At 72.6% G+C, this 22,972-nt stretch carries 25 protein-coding genes; 16 read left to right on the top strand and 9 right to left on the bottom strand.

Annotated features, from left to right (window positions below):
• Positions 1-262 precede the first annotated feature (262 nt).
• From AC6JBM_RS27420 to AC6JBM_RS27430, 3 genes are read left to right on the top strand one after another with little or no spacing between them, the layout of a single operon-like run.
• The gene (locus tag AC6JBM_RS27420; protein WP_497976937.1) at positions 263-1,528 is read left to right on the top strand and encodes an extracellular solute-binding protein; all 1,266 of its coding nucleotides are present in this window, start codon (positions 263-265) and stop codon (positions 1,526-1,528) included.
• Between the two features lie 4 nt (positions 1,529-1,532).
• Complete coding sequence (locus AC6JBM_RS27425) at positions 1,533-2,492, top strand: carbohydrate ABC transporter permease (protein ID WP_497976938.1); 960 nt, start codon at positions 1,533-1,535, stop codon at positions 2,490-2,492.
• Positions 2,489-3,313 carry a carbohydrate ABC transporter permease gene (locus AC6JBM_RS27430; protein ID WP_497976939.1) on the top strand — a complete coding sequence of 275 codons (825 nt, stop codon included), beginning with the start codon at positions 2,489-2,491 and terminating at the stop codon, positions 3,311-3,313. Before AC6JBM_RS27425 ends, AC6JBM_RS27430 begins: the two co-directional genes overlap by 4 nt.
• Positions 3,314-3,324: 11 nt before the next feature.
• Here the strand turns inward: AC6JBM_RS27430 and AC6JBM_RS27435 are convergent, their stop codons facing one another.
• Positions 3,325-4,080: a GntR family transcriptional regulator gene (locus AC6JBM_RS27435; protein WP_497976940.1), complete on the bottom strand. Its 756-nt coding sequence runs from the start codon at positions 4,078-4,080 to the stop codon at positions 3,325-3,327.
• 136 nt (positions 4,081-4,216) lie between these two features.
• Here AC6JBM_RS27435 and AC6JBM_RS27440 point away from each other — a divergent pair, with 136 nt between their 5' ends.
• The 6 genes from AC6JBM_RS27440 to AC6JBM_RS27465 all read left to right on the top strand — a co-directional run bounded on the left by AC6JBM_RS27440 (position 4,217) and on the right by AC6JBM_RS27465 (position 9,029).
• Positions 4,217-5,065 carry a cupin domain-containing protein gene (locus tag AC6JBM_RS27440; protein WP_350615739.1) on the top strand — a complete coding sequence of 283 codons (849 nt, stop codon included), beginning with the start codon at positions 4,217-4,219 and terminating at the stop codon, positions 5,063-5,065.
• Positions 5,058-6,023 (top strand): ROK family protein, encoded by a 966-nt coding sequence (locus tag AC6JBM_RS27445; RefSeq protein WP_497976941.1) that lies wholly within the window; start codon positions 5,058-5,060, stop codon positions 6,021-6,023. Before AC6JBM_RS27440 ends, AC6JBM_RS27445 begins: the two co-directional genes overlap by 8 nt.
• An 87-nt stretch (positions 6,024-6,110) precedes the next feature.
• Entirely contained in the window at positions 6,111-6,539 is a 429-nt protein-coding gene (locus tag AC6JBM_RS27450; RefSeq protein WP_497976942.1) for a DJ-1/PfpI family protein, read from the top strand.
• A gap of 34 nt (positions 6,540-6,573) precedes the next feature.
• Positions 6,574-7,614: a phosphotriesterase family protein gene (locus AC6JBM_RS27455; RefSeq protein WP_497976943.1), complete on the top strand. Its 1,041-nt coding sequence runs from the start codon at positions 6,574-6,576 to the stop codon at positions 7,612-7,614.
• 12 nt (positions 7,615-7,626) lie between these two features.
• Positions 7,627-8,292 (top strand): type 1 glutamine amidotransferase domain-containing protein, encoded by a 666-nt coding sequence (locus tag AC6JBM_RS27460; RefSeq protein WP_350615733.1) that lies wholly within the window; start codon positions 7,627-7,629, stop codon positions 8,290-8,292.
• Positions 8,289-9,029 carry an SDR family NAD(P)-dependent oxidoreductase gene (locus AC6JBM_RS27465; RefSeq protein ID WP_497976944.1) on the top strand — a complete coding sequence of 247 codons (741 nt, stop codon included), beginning with the start codon at positions 8,289-8,291 and terminating at the stop codon, positions 9,027-9,029. Before AC6JBM_RS27460 ends, AC6JBM_RS27465 begins: the two co-directional genes overlap by 4 nt.
• A gap of 56 nt (positions 9,030-9,085) precedes the next feature.
• Here AC6JBM_RS27465 and AC6JBM_RS27470 read toward each other — a convergent pair whose 3' ends face one another.
• Positions 9,086-9,427: a hypothetical protein gene (locus AC6JBM_RS27470; RefSeq protein ID WP_497976945.1), complete on the bottom strand. Its 342-nt coding sequence runs from the start codon at positions 9,425-9,427 to the stop codon at positions 9,086-9,088.
• 69 nt (positions 9,428-9,496) lie between these two features.
• Between AC6JBM_RS27470 and AC6JBM_RS27475 the strand changes: the two genes are divergently transcribed.
• The 3 genes from AC6JBM_RS27475 to AC6JBM_RS27485 all read left to right on the top strand — a co-directional run bounded on the left by AC6JBM_RS27475 (position 9,497) and on the right by AC6JBM_RS27485 (position 12,832).
• Positions 9,497-10,909: a hypothetical protein gene (locus AC6JBM_RS27475; RefSeq protein ID WP_497976946.1), complete on the top strand. Its 1,413-nt coding sequence runs from the start codon at positions 9,497-9,499 to the stop codon at positions 10,907-10,909.
• A 79-nt stretch (positions 10,910-10,988) separates the two neighbouring features.
• Positions 10,989-11,201 (top strand): DUF3311 domain-containing protein, encoded by a 213-nt coding sequence (locus AC6JBM_RS27480; RefSeq protein ID WP_433087535.1) that lies wholly within the window; start codon positions 10,989-10,991, stop codon positions 11,199-11,201.
• 35 nt (positions 11,202-11,236) lie between these two features.
• Entirely contained in the window at positions 11,237-12,832 is a 1,596-nt protein-coding gene (locus tag AC6JBM_RS27485; RefSeq protein ID WP_497986537.1) for a sodium:solute symporter family protein, read from the top strand.
• Here AC6JBM_RS27485 and AC6JBM_RS27490 read toward each other — a convergent pair.
• On the bottom strand, positions 12,829-14,739 hold the full coding sequence (locus AC6JBM_RS27490) for a family 43 glycosylhydrolase (protein WP_497976947.1): 1,911 nt from the start codon (positions 14,737-14,739) through the stop codon (positions 12,829-12,831). The genes AC6JBM_RS27485 and AC6JBM_RS27490 overlap by 4 nt on opposite strands.
• A gap of 218 nt (positions 14,740-14,957) precedes the next feature.
• Between AC6JBM_RS27490 and AC6JBM_RS27495 the strand changes: the two genes are divergently transcribed.
• Complete coding sequence (locus AC6JBM_RS27495) at positions 14,958-16,277, top strand: phenylacetate--CoA ligase family protein (RefSeq protein WP_497976948.1); 1,320 nt, start codon at positions 14,958-14,960, stop codon at positions 16,275-16,277.
• On the opposite strand, the gene AC6JBM_RS27500 is transcribed toward AC6JBM_RS27495, so the two are convergent.
• On the bottom strand, positions 16,198-17,421 hold the full coding sequence (locus AC6JBM_RS27500) for a hypothetical protein (RefSeq protein ID WP_497976949.1): 1,224 nt from the start codon (positions 17,419-17,421) through the stop codon (positions 16,198-16,200). The genes AC6JBM_RS27495 and AC6JBM_RS27500 overlap by 80 nt on opposite strands.
• Before the next feature lie 132 nt (positions 17,422-17,553).
• Here AC6JBM_RS27500 and AC6JBM_RS27505 point away from each other — a divergent pair, with 132 nt between their 5' ends.
• Positions 17,554-18,486 (top strand): GNAT family N-acetyltransferase, encoded by a 933-nt coding sequence (locus AC6JBM_RS27505; protein WP_497976950.1) that lies wholly within the window; start codon positions 17,554-17,556, stop codon positions 18,484-18,486.
• Positions 18,487-18,578: 92 nt separating this feature from the next.
• Here the strand turns inward: AC6JBM_RS27505 and AC6JBM_RS27510 are convergent, their stop codons facing one another.
• The gene (locus tag AC6JBM_RS27510; protein WP_497976951.1) at positions 18,579-19,160 is read right to left on the bottom strand and encodes a hypothetical protein; all 582 of its coding nucleotides are present in this window, start codon (positions 19,158-19,160) and stop codon (positions 18,579-18,581) included.
• A 97-nt stretch (positions 19,161-19,257) separates the two neighbouring features.
• Between AC6JBM_RS27510 and AC6JBM_RS27515 the strand changes: the two genes are divergently transcribed.
• Positions 19,258-19,854, top strand: coding sequence for a TetR/AcrR family transcriptional regulator (locus tag AC6JBM_RS27515; protein ID WP_497976952.1), 597 nt, complete (start codon positions 19,258-19,260; stop codon positions 19,852-19,854).
• Positions 19,855-19,918: 64 nt separating this feature from the next.
• Complete coding sequence (locus AC6JBM_RS27520) at positions 19,919-20,308, top strand: NUDIX hydrolase (protein ID WP_497976953.1); 390 nt, start codon at positions 19,919-19,921, stop codon at positions 20,306-20,308.
• A gap of 16 nt (positions 20,309-20,324) precedes the next feature.
• Here the strand turns inward: AC6JBM_RS27520 and lexA are convergent, their stop codons facing one another.
• The 4 genes from lexA to AC6JBM_RS27540 form a co-directional block, all read right to left on the bottom strand.
• Positions 20,325-21,122: a transcriptional repressor LexA gene (gene lexA, locus AC6JBM_RS27525; protein WP_497976954.1), complete on the bottom strand. Its 798-nt coding sequence runs from the start codon at positions 21,120-21,122 to the stop codon at positions 20,325-20,327.
• Positions 21,119-21,643 carry a sigma-70 family RNA polymerase sigma factor gene (locus AC6JBM_RS27530; protein ID WP_497976955.1) on the bottom strand — a complete coding sequence of 175 codons (525 nt, stop codon included), beginning with the start codon at positions 21,641-21,643 and terminating at the stop codon, positions 21,119-21,121. Before AC6JBM_RS27530 ends, lexA begins: the two co-directional genes overlap by 4 nt.
• Positions 21,644-21,715: 72 nt before the next feature.
• Complete coding sequence (locus tag AC6JBM_RS27535; RefSeq protein WP_497976956.1) at positions 21,716-21,910, bottom strand: hypothetical protein; 195 nt, start codon at positions 21,908-21,910, stop codon at positions 21,716-21,718.
• An 82-nt stretch (positions 21,911-21,992) separates the two neighbouring features.
• Complete coding sequence (locus tag AC6JBM_RS27540) at positions 21,993-22,784, bottom strand: hypothetical protein (protein WP_497976957.1); 792 nt, start codon at positions 22,782-22,784, stop codon at positions 21,993-21,995.
• Positions 22,785-22,972 lie beyond the last annotated feature (188 nt).

The following is a 22,972-nucleotide window of genomic DNA, read 5'->3' on the forward strand; positions in this document are numbered from 1 at the left end:
GCACAATCTGAGATCGAATACTCCCGCGTGTGTACCAAACCATGGGCCCCGGGCGCAAGGAGACTTCGTAACGAACCGAGCGGAGGCCCTTGCGATCCACCCGACCGCGGTGCACCCTGAGGGGCAACCTATAGGGCTGTCAGACAGCCGGGCAGGTCGACAGGTCCGGAGGCACCGCGTACCTCGCGCCTGGCAGGTCTTCGGTCCCCAGCAGAGGAGAGCAGCGATGCGTGCAAGGAACGTTTGGCGCGGCCGTGTCGCCGTGGCCATCGGGCTGGCCGGGGCCCTCGCCCTCGCGGCCTGCGGTGGGGCAAGCGACTCGGGCGCGAACAGCTCGGGCGAGATCAAGGGGACCATCGACTTCTGGATGGGCGACCCCATCGGCGACGCCCAGCAGCCGATCATGCAGAAGCTGGCGGACGACTACGCCGCCGCCCATCCGGGGACCAAGGTGAACCTCCGGTTCCTCGGCAAGGACGCACACCAGACGTACCTCACCTCGATCGCCGGCGGCAGCGTTCCCTGCGTCGCGCTGATCGGCAACACCTGGACCCCCGAGTTCGCGGCGCTCAACGCCCTCGACGTGTTCGCCGACGACCCCAAGACGCTGCAGGGCACCTACGTGCCCGGCATGATCGAGTCGACCATCTTCAAGGGCAAGTCCTACGCGGTCCCCTACGACACCGGCGTGCGCGCCCTGATCTACCGCAAGGACATGCTCGAGGCGATCGGCAAGACCTCGGCCCCCGCCACCTGGGACGAACTGCGCGAGGACGCCCTGGCCATCCAGGCGAAGCAGCAGGGCGTCAACGGGTTCGGCATCATCGGCGGCGCGCACTGGTACTACCTGCCGCTGATCTGGAACTGGGGCGGGGAGATCGCCAAGCAGAGCGGTGACAAATGGGTCTCCGAGGCCGGATCGGCACAGTCCGTCCAGGCGTTCCAGTTCTACGCCGACCTGCTGACCAAGGATCACCTGTCGCCCGCCGGCGCCTCAGCCTGGACCGCGGCCGACGTCGACAAGTCCATGGGGCTGGGCCAGACGGCGATGATGGTTGGCGGCTCGTGGGACCTGCGGACCATCCTCAAGCAGAGCCCCGATCTGGAGGGCAAGCTGGGCACGGCCGTGCTGCCCAAGGGCCCGGGCGGCAACAACGACACGTTCGCCGGCGGCAGCAACCTCGCGGTGTTCCGCGAGTGCGGCAACAAGGCCGTGGCGAAGGACTTCGTGAAGTTCATGATGAGCAAGGACAACCTCGTGCCGGTCACCTCGAACCTGGGCCTGCTCCCGGCGACGAACGACGCGCTGGCCCAGGAGAAGGCCACCGGATCGTTCTCCGCGCCGCTGTTCAAGGCGTACGCCGACCAGGCCGATCACACCCGCTCCATCCCGCCGGTGGCCAGCTGGGGCAAGGTCGAGGGGGCCAACTCCATCGTCAACGCCATGCAATCGATCATGAGCGGCAAGAAGACGGCCGACGCCGCCATGCAGGAACTCGCGAATCAGGTGAACCAGGCCATTGGCTGAGAACGTGAAGACCACAGTCCGCCGCGCGGCGTCCCCGGCCACCCGGGGGGCGCCGCGCGAGCGGCGCTCACCACGCGGGCCGCGGGGCTTCGAGCGGCGATTCCTGCCGTGGGGTTTCCTGACACCGCTGCTGGCGGTGATCGCCGGCGCGGTCGGATACCCGGTCGTCCGCACGATCTGGCTCTCGTTCCACGACGGCGAGTACCTGCAGAGCGGGCCGTTCGTCGGGCTGCGCAACTACCGCGACATCTTCGCCGACCCGAACTACACGGCCGCCCTGCTGCGCACCACCCTGTTCGCGGTCGCGGTGGTCGCGACCACGATCCTGCTGAGCCTGGCCATCGCCCTGGTCCTGGACGCCGCACCCCGCGCGGCCAGGGTGCTCAGCGTCATCGTGCTGCTGCCGTGGGCCATGCCGCGGGTCGCGTCGGGCATCGTCTGGAAGTGGATGTTCGACGACCAGTACGGCGTGGTCAACTGGCTGCTGGTGCACTGGTTCGGCCTCGACTCGTTCGACGGCTACTCGTGGTTCAGCACCGGCACGCCGGCGATGGTCGCCATCACGGTCGCCGTGGTCTGGCACTCGGTGCCCTTCGTGGCGGTCTCCCTGTTCGCCGGGCTCCGCGGCACCCACGGCGAGGTGGTGGAGGCGGCCCGGGTCGACGGCGCCAGCGCCTGGCAGATCCTGCGCCGCATCCGGCTGCCGATGATCCGGCCCCTGCTCGTCGTGATGACCACGATCTCGACCATCTGGGCGTACCAGTCCTTCGACCACTTCCTGGTGATGACCACACCGCCCGGCGGCCCGGACCACTCGACCGAGGTGCTGTCCCTGCTGACCTGGCTCGAGGCCTTCGCCCAGCTCGACCAGGGTTCCGCCGCGGCCATGGCCGTGGTCCTGTTCCTCATGCTGGCCGCGGTGAGCGTGCTGTACGTCCGGCTCAACCGGGAGGACGCCCGATGACGTCTCTGCTGCGCCGCGGCGCGCTGTTCCTGCTCGTCGCGGTGATCGTGGTGAGCAGCCTGTTTCCGTTCTTCTGGATGCTGGTCACGTCGGTCAAGCCCGACAGCCAGCTGTTCACCCGCAGCCCCCGGTTCATCGTCACGTCACCGACCGTGCAGCGGTACACGCACCTGCTCGACGGCAACATCCCGACCCAGTTCCGCAACTCCCTCGTCGTCGCCGTGGCCACGACGGTGCTGACCGGCCTGATCGCCCTGCTGGCGGGGTACGCGCTGGCCCGCTACCGGCTGCGGACCCGGCACATCCTCACCGTCGTCATCCTCGTCACGCAGCTGCTGCCGCAGACGATCCTCGTCATCCCGCTGTTCACGCTGTTCCGCAACGCCGGCCTGCTCAACACGTTCCAGGGGCTGACCCTGAGCCACCTGGCCCTGACCGTGGGCCTGTGCACCTTCATGCTGCGCTCGTTCGTGGTGGAGATCCCGTTCGAGCTCGAGGAGGCCGCGCTGGTCGATGGGGCGAGCCGGCTGCGCGCCGTGTGGTCGATCGTGTTCCCGCTGGCGTGGCCGGGGCTGGCCGCGAGCTCCGTCTACGCGTTCATCACGTCGTGGAACGAGCTGATGTTCTCGGCGACGTTCATGCAGCGGCCCGCGATCGAGACGCTCCCGGTCGCCCTGCAGCAGTACTTCTCCAGCTACTACACCGACTGGGGCGGCGTGATGGCGGCGAGCGTGATCTTCACGATCCCCGTGGTGATCTTCTTCCTCGTGGTGCAGAAGCGGCTCATGCAGGGCATGGCCTCGGGCGCGATGAAGGGGTAGAGGATGACGGGCTAGAAGCGGAACAGGGATGCCTGGAACCGGTAGGCGTCCCCGCGGTACAGCTGGCGGCCCACATCGAAGCACCGGTCGTGCTGGTCGAAGGTCTTCTGGTAGCCGACCAGCACCGGATCGCCGGGCGCGAGGCCGAGCAGCTTGGCCTCGCGCGCCTTGACCGCCTCCGCCGCGAGCTCGTAGTCGCACCGGCTGGCCGTGATGTCGTACCGGTCGCGCAGCACGTCGTAGAGCGACTGGCCGGTGAAGTCGACGTCCTCGAGGCCGGGGACCCTCGCGGCGTCGAGGCAGGAGTGGTCGACGCTGAGCGGCGACCCGTCCAGGAACCTGACCCGGCGCAGGTCCACCACCGGCTGGGCGGAGCCGATGCCCAGGACCTCCGCCTCGGCCAGGGTGGCCGGGCGAACCGTGACCCGCAGGACCCGGGCCGACACGGCCATGCCGCGCTCGCGGGCGACCTCGCTGAGCCCGCGCAGCCGGTTGGGCTCGTGCACGAGCCGGTTCTCGGCGACGAACCAGCCGCGCTGCGGCGACGGCACGATCCGTCCGGCGTCGGCCAGGGCGCTGAGCACCTGCCGCAGCGTCACCCGGCTGACCCCCAGCTCGGCGGCCAGGGTGCGTTCGCCGGGCAGCCGGGTGCCGGCCGGGAACTGCCCGACGGTCAGCGCTTCCTGGAGGACCCGGTAGGCCTCGACCGCGTTGTTGCGGCCCTCCACCCGGGCCGGGGAGACCTTGAGGTCGAGCGCCTTCACCACGGCAGCCACTCCTTGGTTCGTTCGTGTGCGCTGCATCCTAACGCCCTCGCCGCGCGGGCCGAATCGATTGACACGTCCGGACCGATCCTCCAAACTGGTCTAGAATATAGACCAGTTAGCCTCACGAGAGGGCGACATGACAGACGAGAGCATCCGTGAGCCGCAGATCCTCCGGTACCGGGACCTCGAGCGGCGCACGTGGGGCGATGAGACCACCGGACGGCTGTGCGACTGGTTCTACGCCGACGACGCGACGATGAACCTCAACATCGTCGGCATGCCACCGAACGGTTCCGCGATCTCCTCGCCCGAGCACCCGACCGTCTTCGGCGCGGACGAGCTCTTCTACGTGCTCGAGGGGCGCATGGTCCAGAGCAACCCGGTCACCGGCGAGGTCTTCGTCGTCAATCCGGGCGAGGCCATCTTCTTCCGCAAGGACACCTGGCACTACCAGTGGAACCACAGCGACGTGCAGCTGCGGATGCTCGAGTTCTTCCAGCCGGCGCCCAAGGCGGGCACGGGCGGCGCCTACGCGCGGGCCCAGCCGCCGCTCGACGGCCCGCCGAAGCAGGGCCAGGACGAGCTGCTCGGCAACTGGCCGATGGCCCGCGACACCCCGCGCGAGCGGACGACCTGGATGATCCGGGAGGCCGACATCCTCTGGCGCATGGAGGGCTCCACCCGGGGCCGCGAGATCCTCGTGGGCATCCTGGCCAGCACCGAGCACCTCACCGCCGGGAAGATGTCGTTCCTGGGCGGCCAGCGCAGCGACGTGTACAGCCACGGCGCCGACAAGGTGATCTTCGTCGAGTCGGGCAACCTGCACGTCGAGCTGACCGGCACGAAGAAGTGGGTCGAGCTGGACCCCTGGGACGGGCTGCGCATTCCGGCCGGCACGCGGCACTCGTTCTACAACATGAGCCACGAGCCGGCCTCGTGCCTGTTCTCGGTGGCCGGCGAGTACCGGCCGGGCAGCGTTGCCTGACACCGCGGCCGGCGGCGGCCGCGACACCCTCGTGGCCGCCGTCGACTGGGGCGGGACCTGGATCAGGGTGGCGGCGGTGTCGGCCGGGCGCGTCGTGCGCAAGGACCGTCGCGCCAAGCCGCCGAGACTGGCCGAGCAGTACACCACCGTCGCCGGCATGGTCCTGCGCACCACCTCGGGGCTCGCCCAGGCGCCGGCCGCGGTGGGCGTGGGCCTCGCGGGCGTGGTCCAGGACGGCGTCGTCGGCACCGCCCTCAACCTCGGCTTCACCGACGGCACCGACGTCGCGGCCGCCCTGCGCCCGCACCTGCCGCTGCCCACCTACCTGCTCAACGACGCGCAGGCCACGGCGCTGGGCGTGGCCGCGCGCTGGCCGCACGGGACGACCTGCGTCCTGACCATGGGCACCGGCATCGGCGGCGCGGTGATCAGGGACGGCTCGCTGGAGACCGGGCTCGGCGGAGCCGGCGACTTCGGCCACATGGTGATCGACGCCGGCGGCCCCCGCTGCCCCTGCGGCGGCACGGGCTGCCTCGAGGCGCTGGTCTCCGGGCGGGTCCTGGCCGAGGCCGCGAACGCGCTCGCGGAGCATGGGTCGAGCCCCCTGCTCGCCGCCCGCGCCCGCGGCGGACGCGTGCTGCACGCCGGGGACCTGCGCGACGCCGCCGAGCACGGCGACGACCGGGCGGCCGGCGTGCTCGACCGTTCCGCGGCCGCCCTGGCCGCCGGCCTGCGCACGATCGTCGCGACGCATGATCCGCACCACATCGTCCTGGCCGGCGCGCCCCTGGCCCCGGACACGTGGTTCGGCCGGGCGGTGCGCACGCACTGGGACCGCGCCCGGCCGCACTGGGCCCGGACGCAGCTGCACCACGTCGGCGACGACGAGGACGCGGCACTGCTCGGAGCCGCGTCCTACGCACTCGGCCGGTTCACCGGGGCGCGGCCGGACTCCTGACGACCTTCCCCGCCGATCCACCGTGTGGCAAACTGCAACTGGTTCTTTTAGTAGACCAGTTCTCTCGAGAGGCCAGGTCACTCCCTCATGACGTTGTCCAACCGTTCGATCGTCGTCTTCGCCTTCGACGACTACCAGGAGCTCGAGTTCTGGTACCCGGTCCTGCGCGCCCGGGAGGAGGGGGCGCAGGTCAAGGTCGTCGGTCCCGGAGCGGGTCCGTGCGAGAGCCACCTGGGCTACCCGGTCCTCGGGGACACCGCCCCGGACGAGGTCGTGGCCGGGGACGTGGACGCCCTGGTCGTGCCGGGAACCGTGACCGGCCGCCCCGCGGTCAGCGACGAGCAGGTGGCGCTCCTGCGGCGGCTGCGCGCGGCGGAGGTGCCCGTCTTCGCGAGCGGCTCCGGCGCCCACCTGGTCCGGGAGCTCGTCCTCGACGTCGATCCCGACCGCGTCGCGGCGGACGCCGACGCCCTTCCATCCCTGTTCACCCGGCTGCGGACCGAGCTGGCCGGCTGAGCCGCCGCTCGTCGACGTCGAAGGAGCGTTCGTCATGCAGATCTTCCGTACCGTGCTCGGTGACGTCCCGGCCGAGGAGTCGGGCCGCATCCTCACCCACGAGCACCTGCTCTACGGCTACCCCGGGGCCGAGCTTGACCACCGGACCGTGTTCGACCACCCCGCCGCCGTCGAGCGGGTCAGCGGCCAGATCGTCGACGGCATGCTGCCCAACGGGTACCGCACGCTCATCGACATGACCCCGCCCGAGGTCGGCCGCCACCCGCAGTTCATGGTGGACGTCGCCCGGCGCACCGGCATCAACGTCGTGGCGATCACCGGGTTCTTCCCGGAGCGCATGGGCGTGCCGTACTACTGGCGCCGGCAGACCGTCGAGGAGCTCACCGAGTTCTTCGTGCGCGACCTCACCGAGGGCATGGTGTTCGCCTGGCAGCAGACGCCCTACAAGGCCGGCGCCATCAAGATCGCCACCGGCCAGGAGAGCGTCTTTCCCAAGCCGAGCCCGGTCGGCGCGTACGGCCGCCACGTCCACGAGGTGGAGGACCGCGTGATCCGGGCGGCCGGCAAGGCGGCCATGGCGACCGGCTGCGGCATCAACACCCACATCGACCCCATGGACTTCGAGGTCACGAACCCCGGCCGCGAGCAGCTGGAGATCCTCGACGAGGTCGGCATGGACCTGTCCAAGGTGATCATCGGCCACGCCTTCGTGCCGCCCCAGGTCGCCATGATGCGCGAGATCCTCGAGATGGGCGCGAACGTCCAGCTGGACCACATCGGCATTCCCTGGCGCGTCAGCAGCGCGGAGGAGCTGGACGAGGCGATGGCCGACGCCCTCGTCGAGCTCATCGGGGACGGCTACCTGGATCGCATCGTCCTGTCGTTCGACCGCTGGTTCTTCAACCCCCGGGCGACGGTCACCGAGTCCGACCCGCAGCTGGAGAACGAAAAGGTCAACCTGAACTACATGTTCACCAGCTGGGTCCCGCGCCTGAAGTCCAAGGGCGTCACCGACGAACAGCTCGACCAGATCATGATTCACAACCCCCGACGCATCCTGTCGATCGCGGTCTGACGGAGGACCTGGATGGAACTGCAGAAGGCTCGAGTCGCCGTCCTGGCCGAGAACCTGTACCAGGAGCTGGAGCTGTGGTACCCGGTCCTGCGGCTGCGCGAGGCCGGCGTGAGGGTCACGATCGTCGGCGCCCGCGCCGGCGAGGTGTACGCCAGCAAGCTGGGCTACCCGGCGGTGGCCGAGGTCGGCATCGCGGACGTGTCGCCCGACGACTTCGACGCGGTGATCGTGCCCGGCGGCTTCTCCCCCGAGTACCTGCGCCGGGAGCCGAGGTTCGTCGCGTTCGTCCGTGCCCTGCACGAGCGGGCCGCCCCGGTCGCGGCGATCTGCCACGCGGGCTGGCTGCTGGCGACGGCGGACATCGTGCGGGGGCGGGCCGTCACGTCGGTCCCCGTCATCAAGGACGACGTCATCCACGCCGGCGGCGACTGGCGCAACGAGGCGGTCGTGGTCGACGGCAGCCTCATCACCGCCCAGCTGCCCAACGACCTGCCCCAGTTCCTCGCCCGGATCCTCGACGCCCTGGCCGCCGCGGACGCGAAGGGCGGCGACGTCCCGGCCGCCGTCCGCGACGCCACGCCGAGCTCGGCGGTCTACCGCGCGGCGGCCGTGGTGAAGAACCGGGCGGCGGGGCCGGGATCGGCCAACTACCGGGCCTACGCGGTGGCGGGCGAGTGACCGTCGCGCTGGTCGCCGGCGGCGCCACCGGCATCGGACGGGCGACCGTCCGGGCTCTGCGCGCCGCCGGGACCGACGTCTACCTGGCCGACGTCAACGACCCGGCGGCGCGGGAGGTGGCGGCGCAGGAGGCCCCGGGGCGGATCGCCGTGGGGCACCACGACCTGACCGACCGGCACGCGCCGAAGGCCGCCGTGGACGCCGCCCTGGCGGCCTTCGAGCGGCTCGACCACGTGGTCGTGACCGCCGGCCTGCACGTCGTCGCCCCCTTGGAGGACTTCGCGTTCGAGGCGTGGGAGGCGACGATGGCGGTGAACGTGCGGGCCCCGTACCTGCTGGCCCAGGCAGCCGTGGGGGCGCTGGCGGAGACCCGCGGCAGCATCGTGTTCACGGGCTCGACCGCGGCCCACCGCGGCAGCCCCGGCACGTTCGCCTATGCCGCGTCCAAGGGCGCCCTCGTCAGCCTGACCCGGTCGCTGGCGGTCGAGCTCGCGGGCCGCGGCATTCGCGTCAACAGCGTGTGCCCGGGGTGGATCGACACCCCGTTCAACGATCCGTACTGGCACGCGCAGGCCGACACCGAGGCCGCCCTGAACGGCATCGTCGCGCGCGTGCCCCTGGGCCGGCAGGGCGATCCGGAGGAGGTGGCCGCCCTCATCGTGTACCTGCTCGGTCCGGGCTCGGCCTACCTGACGGGACAGTCCGTGATCGTCGACGGCGGCCTGCTCTCCGCCTGACATCGTGCGGGCCCGGCCGCCGCCGGGTCCGGTCTCGCCCACGTTCGCGGCAAATGTCACGATGTGCAGGTGCCGAACACGTGATAGGTGTCGACGGCGCAGCGGTTCGGCACGGTGCGGGCGAACGCCGGCGAGCGCGCCGGCGCCGCGGGCGACGCCGCGAGCAGGGCCGTCGCGACCACGATCGCCAGCCGCGGCAAAGGCCGTCGCAGCTGCCCCGGTCTTCGGGGCGCATCGTGGTCCAGGTCGATCACCCGGGCAATGCTACCGGCGGCTCGCGGTCCACTGTGGAGGGACGAGCCCGCGGCGACGAGCACCGGCACGGCGAGGCCGCCGAAGCCGGGGCCGAGCCCCACGACGACGGCCCAGACGGCGATCGCCAGTATGGTCTTGGACATGCGTCGATGCTGTCGCCGCGGCCCGGGTGGCCGCATCGCCGACAAGAGCGGTCCGGCTCCCTCGTGAGAGTGAGCCGCCTCGTCCGCGCCGCCTTCCGTGCCGGCCTGCCCTTCGACGCCCGCGGCGCCGCGGTGCCGGCCGCGCTCATCGCCGAGCTGCTGCTCGACGGGCCGCCGGCCCGCGCCGGGCGCACGGCCCGGGTCGACCTGTCCGGCGCGCGCGTCACCGGACGGCTGGATCTGACCGGGGCGCGTGTCGGCGCGCCGCTGCGGCTGCGCGACTGCACGTTCGAGCAGCCGATCGTGCTCGATCACGCCGAGCTGGGCTCGGTGAACCTCGACGGCGGGACGCTGCCGTCGCTCGACGCCGAGTCGCTGCGGGTGCGGCGCTGGTTCGGGATGCGCGGCGCGACCGTGGCGGGCGAGGCCTGGCTGCACCACGTGCGCGTCGACGGGGCGCTGGACCTGTCCGGCACGTCCTTCGGCGGGGCGGTCAACCTGCAGCGGGCCGTGGTCGAGGGCGACGCCCGGCTCGGGCACGGATCGTCGTACGCGTGCGGCGTCCGCCTCGACGGCGCGCGCATCGCGGGCGACCTCAACCTCGCCCAGTGCACCGCGCACGCGCCGGAGCCGGGCGGCACGGCGATCGCGGCGAGCGGGGCGGTCCTCGGCGGCGGCCTGTGGGCCCACGAGCTGGTCGCCGAGGGCACCGTGATGCTGATCGGGCTGCGCGCGGGCGCGGCGATCACGTTGCAGCGCACGGTGCTGCGCGCGCCGGACGGGTACGCGCTGCTGCTCATCGAGGCCCAGACGGCGATGCTGACGCTGCGCCCGGACCCGTCGTCGGCCGGGACCGTCGTGTTGCGCGACGCGCACGTGGGCCGGCTCGTCGACGACCCGGCCGGCTGGCCGCGGGCGTGCGCGATCGAGCTCGCCGGGCTGACGTACGAGCGGATCAGCCGCCGCTCGAACGACGCGACGGCCTGGACCGCCCGCGAGCGGCTGGCCTGGATGGCCCGCTACGACCCGTCGTTCGCGCCCGGGCCCTACGACCAGCTGGCGGCCGCCCTGCGCCGCGACGGCCGGGAGCAGGAGGCGCGGCAGGTGCTGCGGGAACGGGAGCGGCTGCGGCACCGGGCGATGGGGCGCCTCGGCGCGGTGTGGGGCGCGGTGCAGGACGCGACCATCGGCTTCGGCTACCGTCCGGCGCGTGCCCTGCTGTGGCTGCTGGCGGTGCTCGGCGGGGGCGCGGCGTGGTTCGCGCACAGCGGCCCCCTGGCGCCGGTCAAGCCGGGCGAGGGGCCGAGCTGGGATCCGCTGCTCTACACCCTCGACCTGCTGGTGCCGCTGGTGGATCTCGGGCACGAGCACGCCTGGAACCCGACCGGCCCGGACAAGGCCGTCGCGGTGGCGATCATGGCCGCGGGGTGGGTCCTGGCGACGACGGTGATCGCGGGGGCGGGGCGGGCGTTGCGCCGGTGAGCCGGACGGGGTGTCGCGCGAAGTTACTTGCCAGTACCATCGCGCCACACCCCGGGATCCGTCCATGCAAGGAGGCTCGATGGCCCCGCCTGCCCGACGCCGCCGCTCCGGCTACTGGTTACTGGCCGTACCGACGATCGCGCCGCTGCTCACACCCCTGTACGACCGGGCCACCCCGATGCTGTGGGGCGTGCCGTTCTTCTACTGGTACCAGATGGCCTGCGTCCTGCTGGCGATGCTGATCCTCGCCACCGTGCACCTGCGCAACCGCCGCCGGGAGTTCGACCGGTGAGCGGCGGAGTCGAGTCCGTCGTCTTCGCCGGGCTCATGGGCGCGATGCTGCTGCTCGGCATCGGCGCGGCCCGCTGGCGCCGGCCGCGCGACATCCACAGCCTCGAGGAGTGGGGCGTCGGCGGGCGGGCGTTCGGCAACTGGACGACGTGGTTCCTGCTCGGCGGGAGCATGTACAGCGCGTACACGTTCGTCGCCGTCCCCGCCCTCACCTACGGCGTCGGCGCGATGGGCTTCTTCGCCATCCCGTTCGCGACGATCACCACCCCGCTGTCGTTCATCTTCACCACGCGGGCCTGGTCGGTGGCGCACCGGCACGGGTTCGTGACCCCCGGGGAGTTCACCGCGGCCCGGTTCGGCTCCCGCGGACTCGGCGCGGCCGTCGCGCTGACCGGGATCGCGGCCACCATGCCCTACATCGCGGTGCAGCTCAGCGCGTTGCAGGCGGTGCTGCAGACGGTCGGGCTGGCCGGCGAGTGGCCGCTGCTGGCCGCGGTCACCGTCGTGGCGCTGTGCACGTTCCGCTCCGGCCTGCGCGCGCCCGCGCTGCTGTCGATCGCCAAGGACGTGCTGCTCGGCTGGGTGGTCGTCGCCGCGCTGCTCATCGTGGCCATGAACGGCGGCTGGGGCGAGTCGTTCAAGCGGGCCGGGGCGCACTTCGCCGCGACCCCGAACCCGTCGGACGGGCTGCTGCTGGGCGGGTCGGCCGGGCAGAGCGCGTACCTCACCCTGGTCATCGGCTCCGCGTTGTCGATCTTCGTGTACCCGCACGCGCTGACCACCATGCTCGCCGCCAAGGACCGCTCGACGGTGCAGCGCAACGCCGCCGCCCTGCCGATCTACTGCCTGGTGCTCGGGCTCATGGCGATGCTCGGCTTCTTCGCGCTCTCGCAGGGCGTGCTGCCGGTCGGCCGCGACCTGAACACCGTGATGCCGCAGCTGTTCCACGGCCTCTTCCCGCCGTGGTCGTCGGGCATCGCGCTGGCCGCGTTCGGCATCGCCGCGCTCATCCCGGCCGCGGTCATGTCCATCGCCGCCGCGAACGCGTTCACGCGCTCGATCTACCGCGCCTACCTGCGCCCGGCCGCCACCCCGGCGGAGGAGGCGCGGGTCAGCCGCTGGACGTCGCTGGTGGTGAAGATCGGCGCGGTCGGCTGCATCCTGCTGCTCGACCCGGCGTTCTCCGTCGACCTGCAGCTGATCGGCGGGGTCATCATCCTGCAGACCATCCCGGCCGGCTTCATCGGCCTGCTGACCAACTGGTTCCACCGCCTGGCGCTGATCGCCGGGCTGGTGGCGGGGCTCGCGGCCGGGGTGGTCATGTTGTACCGCATCCCGCAGGCCGGCCCCGGCGGCACGATCGCCAAGGCGCACTTCGGCGGCTCGATCACCACGATCGGCGGCTGGCCGGTGTACGTCGGGATCGTCGCCCTGCTCGTGAACCTCGCCGTCGCCGTGGCCGGCACGCTGCTGCTGCGCGCCGCCCGGGTGCGCCCCGGCCGCGACCTGACCCGCCCCGACGACTACGACGCGGACGCCGACGACCCGATGGTCAAGCGCCTCGAGAACCTCCTCGACGGCCTGCCCACGAGCCCCGCCGGCGTCCACGCCGTGCACCGCCATCCGCGCTAGAAGACCCGCAGCTCGTAGATGCGCGCCGCGCCGTCGGCACCCTGGGTCGGGGTGCCGGCGGTCAGGCGCACGTACCGCCCGGAGACCCCGCTGACCGGGTGCGTGGTGTTCGCGGCCGTGTTGTTCGTGACGTTCACGGCCTGGGTCCACGTCGTGCCGTCGACGGAGACCGCGATGGTGAACGCCTTCGTGTTGTACGCCGCCGCCTCCCCGCCGGCCTGGGCGTGCGCGACCTCGAAGCGGGTGATGCTCTTCGTCGCGCCGAGGTCGACCTGCAGCCAGGGGCCCGCGACCGACGAGCAGAACTTGTCCGAGTTGCCGCCGGAGACGCTGCCGTTGACCGCCTTCTCCGGTCCCTCCGACGCCGCGCACGGCGTCGAGCCGGTCGCGGGGCGGCCCTGGGCCAGGTTCGTCCCGGGGCCGGTCGGCGCGCCGACGGCCACGTTGTCGAAGGCGGCCGCGGCGTTGAAGACCCGCACGCCGTCGGCGCCGGAGGCGTAGGTCGCGTCGGTGACGGAGATCCTCGGATTGGCCATGTCGTCGACGTACACCTTGATCGACGATCCGATCGCGGTCACGCGCAGGTGGTAGGTCGTGCCGGCCGCCACGGTGAGGTTCGCCGTGCCGAGCTGGGTCCAGTTGTTCGCCGCCCGGCCGAGCACCACCCGGCCGGCGGGGCTGATCCCGGCGTAGTAGCCGTTGTACGCGTCCGTGCCGTTCGCCGCGCCGGTGGCCCGGAACACCAGGCCCGCGTCGCCGGAGCCGGACGTGACGGTCACGTCGGCGTCGTAGGTGAAGTCGCCGAAGTTGGTGTCCAGCAACGCCTTGCCGCCCAGCGAGCTGCCGGCCTCGTAGCGGCCGCCGACCGCGGCGAAGCTGCCGCCGTAGGTCTTCCAGCCGAAGGCGTTGCCGTCGGCGAAGTTGTCCTTGACCCGCATGGTGACGCGCTGGATGGTGCCGTCGGCGTTGAAGGTCATCCGGTCGTAGGCGAGCTGGCGATGGTTGCCGTCGGTCTCGCTCAGCGGGCGGCGGTGGTAGAAGATGTACCAGGTGTCGGTGCCCGGTACGTTGACGACCGAGTTGTGCCCGGAGCCCTTCGCGACCGCCGGGTCCTGCGCGAGGACCTTGTCCAGCTTCGTGAACGGGCCGGTCGGCGAGCTCGACATGGCGTAGGACACCGAGTAGTCCGGGCCGGTCCAGCCGCCCTCGGACCACATCAGGTAGTACTTGCCGTTGCGCTTGAACATCTGCGGGCCCTCGGTGTACCCGGACGGCGTGATCTCCTTGTAGGTGCTGCCGTCGGGGAAGGTGCCGATGCTCGTCATGTCGGCGTTCAGCCGGGCGACGTTGGCGTGGCCGTGCCCGCCGTAGTAGATGTAGGCCTGCCCGTCGTCGTCGACGAAGACGTCCTGGTCGATGGGCTGGGCGCCGTTGTAGTACTGCCCGATGAGCGGCTTGCCCAGCGCGTCGCGGTAGGGGCCGGCCGGGTTGTCGGCCACGGCGACGCCGATGCCGCCGAGGGCCGAGTTGTTCTGGATGTCGTTGGCCCCGAAGTACAGGTAGTACTTGCCGTTGCGGGCGATCGGGGCCGGCGCCCACACCGCGTAGGACGCCCAGGAGACGTTCGCGGTCGTGAGGATGTTGCTGTGCTTGGTCCACGTGACGAGGTCGGTGCTGGAGAAGGCGTCGAGGTAGGTCTGCTCCGCGTAGCTCTTCGACGTGGTCGGGAAGACCCAGTAGGTGTTGTTGTAGATGGCGATGTCCGGGTCGGCGTACCAGCCGTCGGCGAAGGGGTTTCCGGCCTCGGCGGTGGTGTAGTCCGGCAGCGCGGCCGCGGCGGGGAGCGCGGGCGCGAGCGCGAGGAGGAGCCCGGCGGCGGTCAGGCCGGCGAGGAGGCGGCGTTTCATCGGTGGCGGCTCCGATGTCGAAGGAAAACGCTCAGGTTCCGTCAAAGATGCACACAACCCAACGGACGAGTCAAGCGTCATCGATGGGTTGGAGTCGCCGGTTCTGTCAAGACTTGACCCACGGCGCAGGGGCATGCCATCGAGCATGGTCGCTCTGATCGATCGTTTGGGTCGGAAACACGACCGCGCTCTTGATATCGACGGCGATCATCACTGCGATGGATCGCATGAGCCAGGGTGCCGCGGTGGCCGTTCGCGAGCTGTTGTACGCCGCCGCCGCGCTGATCGCCCCGCGGCGGTCGGCCGCGGCGATCGAGCGGCGGCAGCTCGCCGGGGTCAACGCGATGCTCGCCGCGGCCCGGGCGGATGTCGCGCACTACCGCGACCCCGCCTACGCCGGGCCGCTGCGTCGGCTGCCGGACCTCGCCGGGCTGCCGATCGTGACCAAGGCCCAGGTCCGCGCGGACCCCGAGCGCTTCCACGCCCCCGAACGCGGCTGGTTCCAGACCGACACCACGGCCGGGTCGACCGGCTCGGTGCTACGGGTGCGCCACGACGCCGGCGCCTACGGCTACCACGGTGCCACGCTGCTGCGCCGGTTCCTGCGGGCCGGCTGCCGGCCCTGGTGGACGATCGCGCACCTGAAGCCGTTCCCCCGGCCGAGCCGCTGGTTCCAGCGCTTCGGGGTCTTCCGGCGCACCGTCGTGCACGCGGGGCTGCCCGAACGCGAGCTCGCCGAGGCGATCCTCGCGCTGCGGCCCGGCGTGCTCATGGGCTATCCGGTGATGCTGCGCGCGGTGCTGCGCGAGCTGACCGGCGAGGAGCTGGCCCGGCTGCGGCGCTCGCTGCGGCTGATCCTCAGCGAGTCGGAGCTGCTCACGGCCGAGACGCGGGCGCTGCTCAGCGAGGGCTTCGGGGTGCCGGTGCGCGACGAGTACTCGGCGTTCGAGGTGCTCACCATCGCCACCGAGTGCCGGCACGGGTCCATGCACGTCGACGCCGACCGGGTCGTGTTCGAGGTGGTCGACCCGGCCGACGGGCGCCCGGTGCCGCCCGGGACGCCCGGCGTGGCGGTCGTGACGCACTTCCGGGAGCGGGCGATGCCGCTGGTGCGGTACCGCATCGACGACCGCGTCGCCGTGGTGCCCGGCGCGTGCCCGTGCGGGAGCCGGTTCGGCCGGATGCGCCTGCTCGACGGGCGCATCGAGGACAGCCTGGTGCTGCGCGACGGCACCGTCGTCTACTTCGGCGCGTTCGCGGCGGTGACCCTCAAGCAGCCCGGCATCGCCGAGTTCTCGGTGCGCCAGGACGAGGCCGGCGAGGTGACGGTCTCGCTGCAGCTGGACCCGGCGGCCGGGCTCGGCTTCGACGAGGTGTGCGACGGCGTGCGCGGGATGCTGCGGGACCTGCTCGGCTTCGACCTGCCGCTGCACTTCCGGCGCATCGACCGCCTCGAGCTCACGCCGGGCGGGAAGGCTCGCCTGGTGCGCTCCCGATTTCGGCCCGGGGCGCCGGGGTCCGCGGCCGGGCCGCCGTGAACAGCCACGGCACCCGCGCCAGCCAGCCGGCCGCCATCGCCACCAGCGCGCCGGCCGCGCCGCCGGACGCAACGAGCAGCAGGCCGGCGAGGGCCACGACACCGAGCCCGGCCAGGGCGCTCAGCGCGGAGTTCAGCCTGGCCCGGTCGTCGATGCTCTCGATCACGAAGGCCGCGCCGGAGACCGCCAGGAACGTCACGATCTCCACCGCGAGCGCGACGACCACGTTGCCCGCCAGGCCGGCGGCGACGGTCACGACGAGCCCGGCCGCCCCGGCGATCACCAGCCCGCGCCGCAGCCGGACCGGCGCCGAGGCCGGGCCGGCCGCCAACCAGACGAGGATCGCAGGTTGCCAGAGCCGCAGGACGTAGTTGCTGAGCGCGCCGAGCGCCACGGAGACGGTCAGCCCGACGTACAGCAGGCTGCCCTGGGCGGCGGGGGCGAGGGCGGCCAGCTCGGCGTAGAGCACGGAGACGGCCGCGTTGCCGAGCACGTCGCCGGCGGCGAACAGCCCCGCGGTGCGCAGGGCGGCGACGACGGCCGCGCGCCCGAACCCGCGCCCGATGGGCCGCAGCACGAGCAGCAGCACGGCCACGATCGCGGCGGTGACGGCGATGAGGAACGCGAGCACGCCGCCGACCCCGAGGCCGGCCAGGGCCGCGAGGGCGACGGCGGCGCCGTACGCGACGGACAGCACGGCGTAGGCGGCCGGGTCGGCCCCGGGGCGGCCGCGCAGCCGGAGCAGGGCGACGAGCACGGCCAGGGCGCCGGTGCCGGTCATGAAGGCGATCCCGGCGGCGTAGCGGACCGCCGGGCCGCCGGGTTCCACCAGCCCGGCCGCCGCACACGCCGCCAGCGACAGCGCGAACGGGAGCAGGCCGAGCGCGGCGAACATCCCCTCCAGCGCCCGCCGCTCGGCCGGGACCGGGTCACCGGCGGCGACGGGCTGAAGCGTGACGAGCGCGGACCGCTCGACGCCGGTGGCGGCCAGGGCGAACGCCCACAGCCCGACGCCGACGGCCGCCGCGTAGCCCGCGAACCGGTCCGGGCCCCAGACGGCCAGCAGCGCGAATCCGGCGCCGTACTGGGCCAGCCGCCCGGCCCCGCGTCCGGCGAGCAGCAGGGCCACGGTGCGAGCACGCATGCCGCCATTGAAGCATCCGCATCCGTCACCGGACTCGTCCTCGAGCTCGCCGACCCCCTCTCCCCCGCCCCACCGCCGGGCTGGGCCGAGGCCGTCAAGCACGCGAACCTGCACCACCTGTGGGACTGGCCGGTGATCCACACGATCGCGGCCGAGCGCGGCGGCGGCGTGATCGCGGGCGTGTTCCGCGACGGCGGGCGCCCGATCGGCCTGGCCGGGGCCCGCGTCCACGGGCTGGGGCGGCGGCGCGTGCTCGGCGGGGTGGCCGACGTCGAGCACCCGGCGATCGGCGCGCTGCCGGGCCTGGGCCTGCCGGACGGGCTGCCGGGGACGCTCGACCCGGCCGGGCGGCCGGGGCCGGGGCTGCTGGGCGAGGCGGTGCTCGCGTTCGAGCGGGCGGTGCGGGCCGAGTTCGGGCCCAGGGTGCCCGCGATCGCCTATCGCCAGGTGTACCGCGACGAGCTGCCCGTCTTCCTGCCGGGCGTGACGCTCGTGCGGGCCGGGGCGCCCGTGGCCGTGCTGCGCAACCGGGGCGGGGGCTACGAGGGGTACCTGGGCACGCTGAGCAAGTCCCGCCGGGGCGACCAGCGGCGGCTGCTGCGGCGCATCGACGCCGACCCGGACACGGTGGTCTGGTTCGGCCCCCGCGAGGAGGCCCGCGTCGACCTGGCCGAGATGCACCGGCTCAGCGCGGACGCGGCCCGGCGCAACCACACCGTGCGCTGGCCGCCGCTGCGCATGTGGTCGCCGCGGCTGTTCGAGACCATGATGGCGCTGCCGGAGGTGCGCGTGCTGACGTACCGGGAACCGGGCGGCGCCCTGATCGCGGCGGCGGCGATGTTCGACCATCCGGTGGCGCCGCTGCTGGGCCCGTGGGCGGCTCCCCCGCTCGGCGACCGGCGCACCGGGCTGTGGTTCGACCAGTTCAGCCGGCAGCTGCAGTTCCTGCTCGACGCCGGGCGGCCGATGGTGCTGGCGGGCAAGGGGGCACGCGAGGCCAAGGAGTCACTCGGCTTCACGTTCGAGCCGCAGTGGACGGTGCTGCGCCGGATCCGGAGGGTGTGAGCCCCGCCCGGACCGCTGGCGGCCGGCCCGGGCGGGGTTCGTGAGAGCGCTCTCACATTGTTGTACGTCGATACTTCCGGCGTGTCAACCGGTCAGCCGAAGTCCTCGGTGAACACGGCCGCGCCGAACGCGACGAGCATGGTCAGCACCCAGAGGCCCTCGACCACGCGCAGGCCCGTGGTCCAGCCGGGCGAGGTGAACGCGCACGGCTCCAGGCTGGACCGGTGCCTTCCCGCGGGGTCGACGTGCAGCCGGGTGTGGTCCCCGGGGCCGAGGCCGCGATCGCCGCACGGGATCCAGCCGAGGTCGCTCTCGGTCCTGTCGTCGCTCACGCGGTACTGCCAGGCGCACCCGCTGTCCGTGGACACGCACCGCGTGTCCATGACCGTGACCGCCTGCCACTGGCCGGTGCGCACCTCGATGTCGATGGCCACGAGCCAGATCAGCGCGCCGACGAGCAGCAGCGCCGGCAAGTACATCACGCAGCCGGCCTCGCCGTCGCCGGTCACGATCAGCCCCACGACGAAGGTCGGGATCAGCCAGGCGACCAGCCCGATGACCACGGTCGCGGCCCCGCGCCACCAGCTCGACGCGCCGATGTGCCCGGCCCAGAAGCACAGCCCGCCCGCGCCCGCCACGACCGCGGCGGCCAGCAGTCCCCGCAGATACCGCATCGCACGCCTCCCCCGCGTCCGGACAGACCCCGAGGGTATACACATCGGGCAATACCTCGCTTGACGGAGTGAGTACTCACTCCGTACCGTTGCGAGCATGACGGAACCCAGCGCCCCGCGGCGGCGCGCGCCGGGCATGAGCACCGAGCAGCGCCGCGAGATGATCCTGCAGACCGCGCTGCCCCTGGTCGCCGAGCACGGCAGCCAGGTCACCACCGCCCAGATCGCCCGCGCCGCGGGCATCGGCGAGGCGACGATCTTCCGCGTCTTCACCGACAAGGACGAGCTCATCCAGGCGTGCATCGCGCGCGCGCTCGACCCCGCGCAGCTGCTGAGCCACCTGGAGACGATCTCGCTCGAGCAGCCCCTGGCCGACCGGCTCGTCGAGGCGGCCGAGGCGCTGCAGGGCCACCTCGGGCGGATGGGCGCGGTGCTCGGCGCGCTCGCCTCGACCGGCCGGCCCCTGCACCGCACCCCGCCGGCCGGCGCGCCCGGCCGCGAGGCGTCGCAGGCCGCCACCAAGGCGGCCGTCGCCGAGCTGTTCGAACCCGAACGGGATCGGCTGCGCATCCCCGCCGAGGTCGCGGCGGACGTGTTCCTGGGCCTGCTCTTCGCCCGGGGCCGCTCGCCGCTCGCGCCGGACGTGACCGCCGCCGAGCTCGTGGACCTGTTCCTGCACGGCGCCCTCGCGTGAGCCGCCCGCCGGCCGTGGCGGGCCACCCGGCCTGACTGCGGCCCGCGCGGGATAGTCTCGTCGCGTGCCAGTGCTCCGCATCGTCGCCGCCGTGCTCCGCGATCCCGACGGCCGCTGGCTGCTCGTGCGCAAGCGCGGCACGAGCGTCTTCATGCAGCCGGGCGGCAAGCTGGAGCCGGGCGAAGCCGCCGCGGACGCCCTGGTGCGCGAGCTGGCCGAGGAGCTGGGCCTGCGCGTGGACCCGTCGGCGCTCGGGCACGTGGGCCGCTTCGAGGCCCCCGCCGCGAACGAGGCCGGCTTCACCGTCGACGCGGACGTCTACACCGCCCCGCTGTCCGGGCCGGTCGAGGCGCTGGCGGAGATCGAGGAGCTCTACTGGCTCGACCCCGCCCGCCCCGCCACCGTCGAGCTCGCCCCCCTCCTGCGCGAGCACCTGCTGCCCGCGGTCAGGTGACCGCGGGCAGCCTCGCTCATCCGCGCCGGACCACCGCCACGACCTTCCCGAGAATAGTGGCGTCGTCGCCCGGGATGGGGGCGTAGGCCGGGTTGCGCGGCATGAGCCACACGTGCCCGTCCCGCTTCCGGTACACCTTGACGGTCGCCTCACCGTCGAGCATCGCCGCCACCGTCTCCCCATCGTCCGCCTGCGCCTGCGGCAGCACCACGATCACATCGCCGTCGTGAATCGCCGCGTCGGTCATCGAGTCGCCCGTCACCGTGAGCGCGAAGAGCGTCCCGTCGCCGACGAGGCTGCGTGGCAGCGTTACGAACCCCTCCACCGTCGCCTCGGCGAGCACCGGTCCGCCCGCGGCGATCCGGCCGACCAACGGCACGGCGACCGACGACGTCCCGGCCGGCGCCCGCCCGGTGGCCTCGACGGCCGGCCCGCGCAACCCCACCGCGCGCGGCCGGTCCGGGTCACGACGCAGGTACCCCTTCCGTTCGAGCTCCCTGAGCTGGTAGGCCACGCTCGACGGCGAAACCAGCCCGACCGCCTCGCCGATCTCCCGGACGCTCGGCGGGTAGCCGTTGCGCTCGGTCGAGTCCCGCACGAACTCCAGGATGCGCTGCTGTCGCGCGGTCAGGCCCGCGACGATCGCGAGCGCGCGCTCCCGCCGGACCGGCTCGGCCGGGCCACCGCCGGCGCCCCGCTTGACCCGCGCCAGAGCGGCATCGACGTCGATGCTGGACTCGGTCGCGTCGACCAGACGGTCGTCGACGCTGCGCAGCCACGCGTCGAAACGCTGGTCGGGCTCGTACGCCGTCATCGCGATCCTTCCTGCGGCCGCGGAGGATAGATCCCGGCCTCGACGGCCGCCTCGGCGAGACCGCGGCGTGCGTGTCGGAGATGGGAACGGACGGTCGCCGGGCGCATGCCCAGGTGCCGGGCCGTCTCCTCGGGAGTGAACCCGTCGAGATGCCACGCCATGACAGTCCGCTGCCGCGCGGGCAGCGAGGCGAGCAGGTTCAGGACGGTCCGCTGGTCCTCCTCGAGGAAGGCGGGCTCCTGCAGTGCCCGGCCGGCGACGGTGGCCAGGTGCGAGACGACGGACCGGCGCAGTCCCTCCCGGTCCCGTTCGGCGTTGTGAGCGGCCGTGCGCCGGGCGACGACCCGCACCCAGGCCGCCGGGCAGTCGATCGTGTCCCACTGCCGATACGCCTCGATCATCGCCTCCGATGCCGCGTCCTTCGCCTCCTCGGAGCCCGTGCCCAGCGTCATCAGGTGTTTCACGAGCCGCGGATACTGGGTTCGGAAAAACTTGTCGAAGTCCTCGCATTCGCTGTCCAAGTCACTGATCCCGCCTCTCTGGACAGGTGTGCCGGGATGCCGGAGCCGGGCGGAGGCGCTGCGTGGCCATTGTCACCGGTACCGGCGGCGCAGCGCGAGGATTGCCGTGACGGTGACCGATGCCGCGGCGATGGCCGTGGCCACGGCCGAGGTGGTGGCGATGTACACGGCGCCGATCGCGGCGGCCAGTGCGTTGCACAGCGCGACGACTGCGCCGAGGTCGCGCCTGCTGTTGTGCCCCGCTCGTGGGGAGAGGTTGTTGCTCATGCCATGGTGTGGATCAGACGGGCCGTAGCGTGCAACGGCCGCGGCGCCGGACTGAGGGGCCGGCGCCGCGGGCTGAAGCGGCTCAGCCGATGAGCTCGTACACCGAGGCCGGGCACTCGATGGCGCCGGCCGGGACGGTGACGGGGTCGATCGAGCCGTACCCCGTGAAGGTCAGCTCCATCGCGAGATCCTCATCGATGGAGGCCCCGTCGATGGTGAACACGGTCAGGCGGCCCTCCTCGTCGAGCGTCGCCTTGAAGGGGATCGCCTTGGCCTTCGCGCCGGCCTTCTGCACCGAGTCCTGCGTCGGGGCCAGGGAGCCCCGCACCGCCGACACATCGATCGTGCCGGTGTAGTGCGTCTTGTCCGTGCGCTGCACGTCCGCCGTGCCCGACAGCAGCTCGGTGATGCCGACGTCCAGCTTGCCGTCCTCGGAGAGCGGCAGCGCGTTGCCGGTGAGCTTCGCGCGGTCCACGTGCATCCAGGTCGTCGGGTCCATGCCGTAGTGCTCGTTGAGGGTGTCGCCGAAGTCGGCCTTGATGTAGAGCTCCGGCGCGAGCACCGTGTAGCCGAGCGAGAGGCGCGTGACGCCGACGCCGGCGCCCAGGTCGACGTTGCCGCCCATGGAGAGCACGGCCTTGCCCGCGGCCGGGTCCACGCGGCCGCCGCCGGTCATGACGCCCTGCTTGACGGCGACGTTGAACGCGGTGGTGCCGAGCGCCTTGACCGACTTGGCGAGCGCCTCCGGCGGGGGCAGGGCGGTGTTGACCGCCCGGGCCGAGGCCGGCGTGCCGGTGGTGGTGACCGAGGTTTCGCAGCCCGCCAGGGAGGCGAGCGCGAGCGCTCCGACGAGCGCGACAGTTATGGGTTTCATGAGCTGTATGTCCTCCAGGTAAGACGTGCACCCGGAGGGTAGGGGCCGCGCCGCAGCGGGGGCTACGACGCGGCTTACAGTGTCGGCAACCAGCGGTGGAACAGTCGGATAGGTTGCCTCAGGCCAGGCGCACGAAGTCGAGCGCCGCGCAGCCCGACGCGCCGGTCAGCACGACCCGGCTCGTGACT

The organism is Dactylosporangium thailandense (assembly GCF_059739745.1).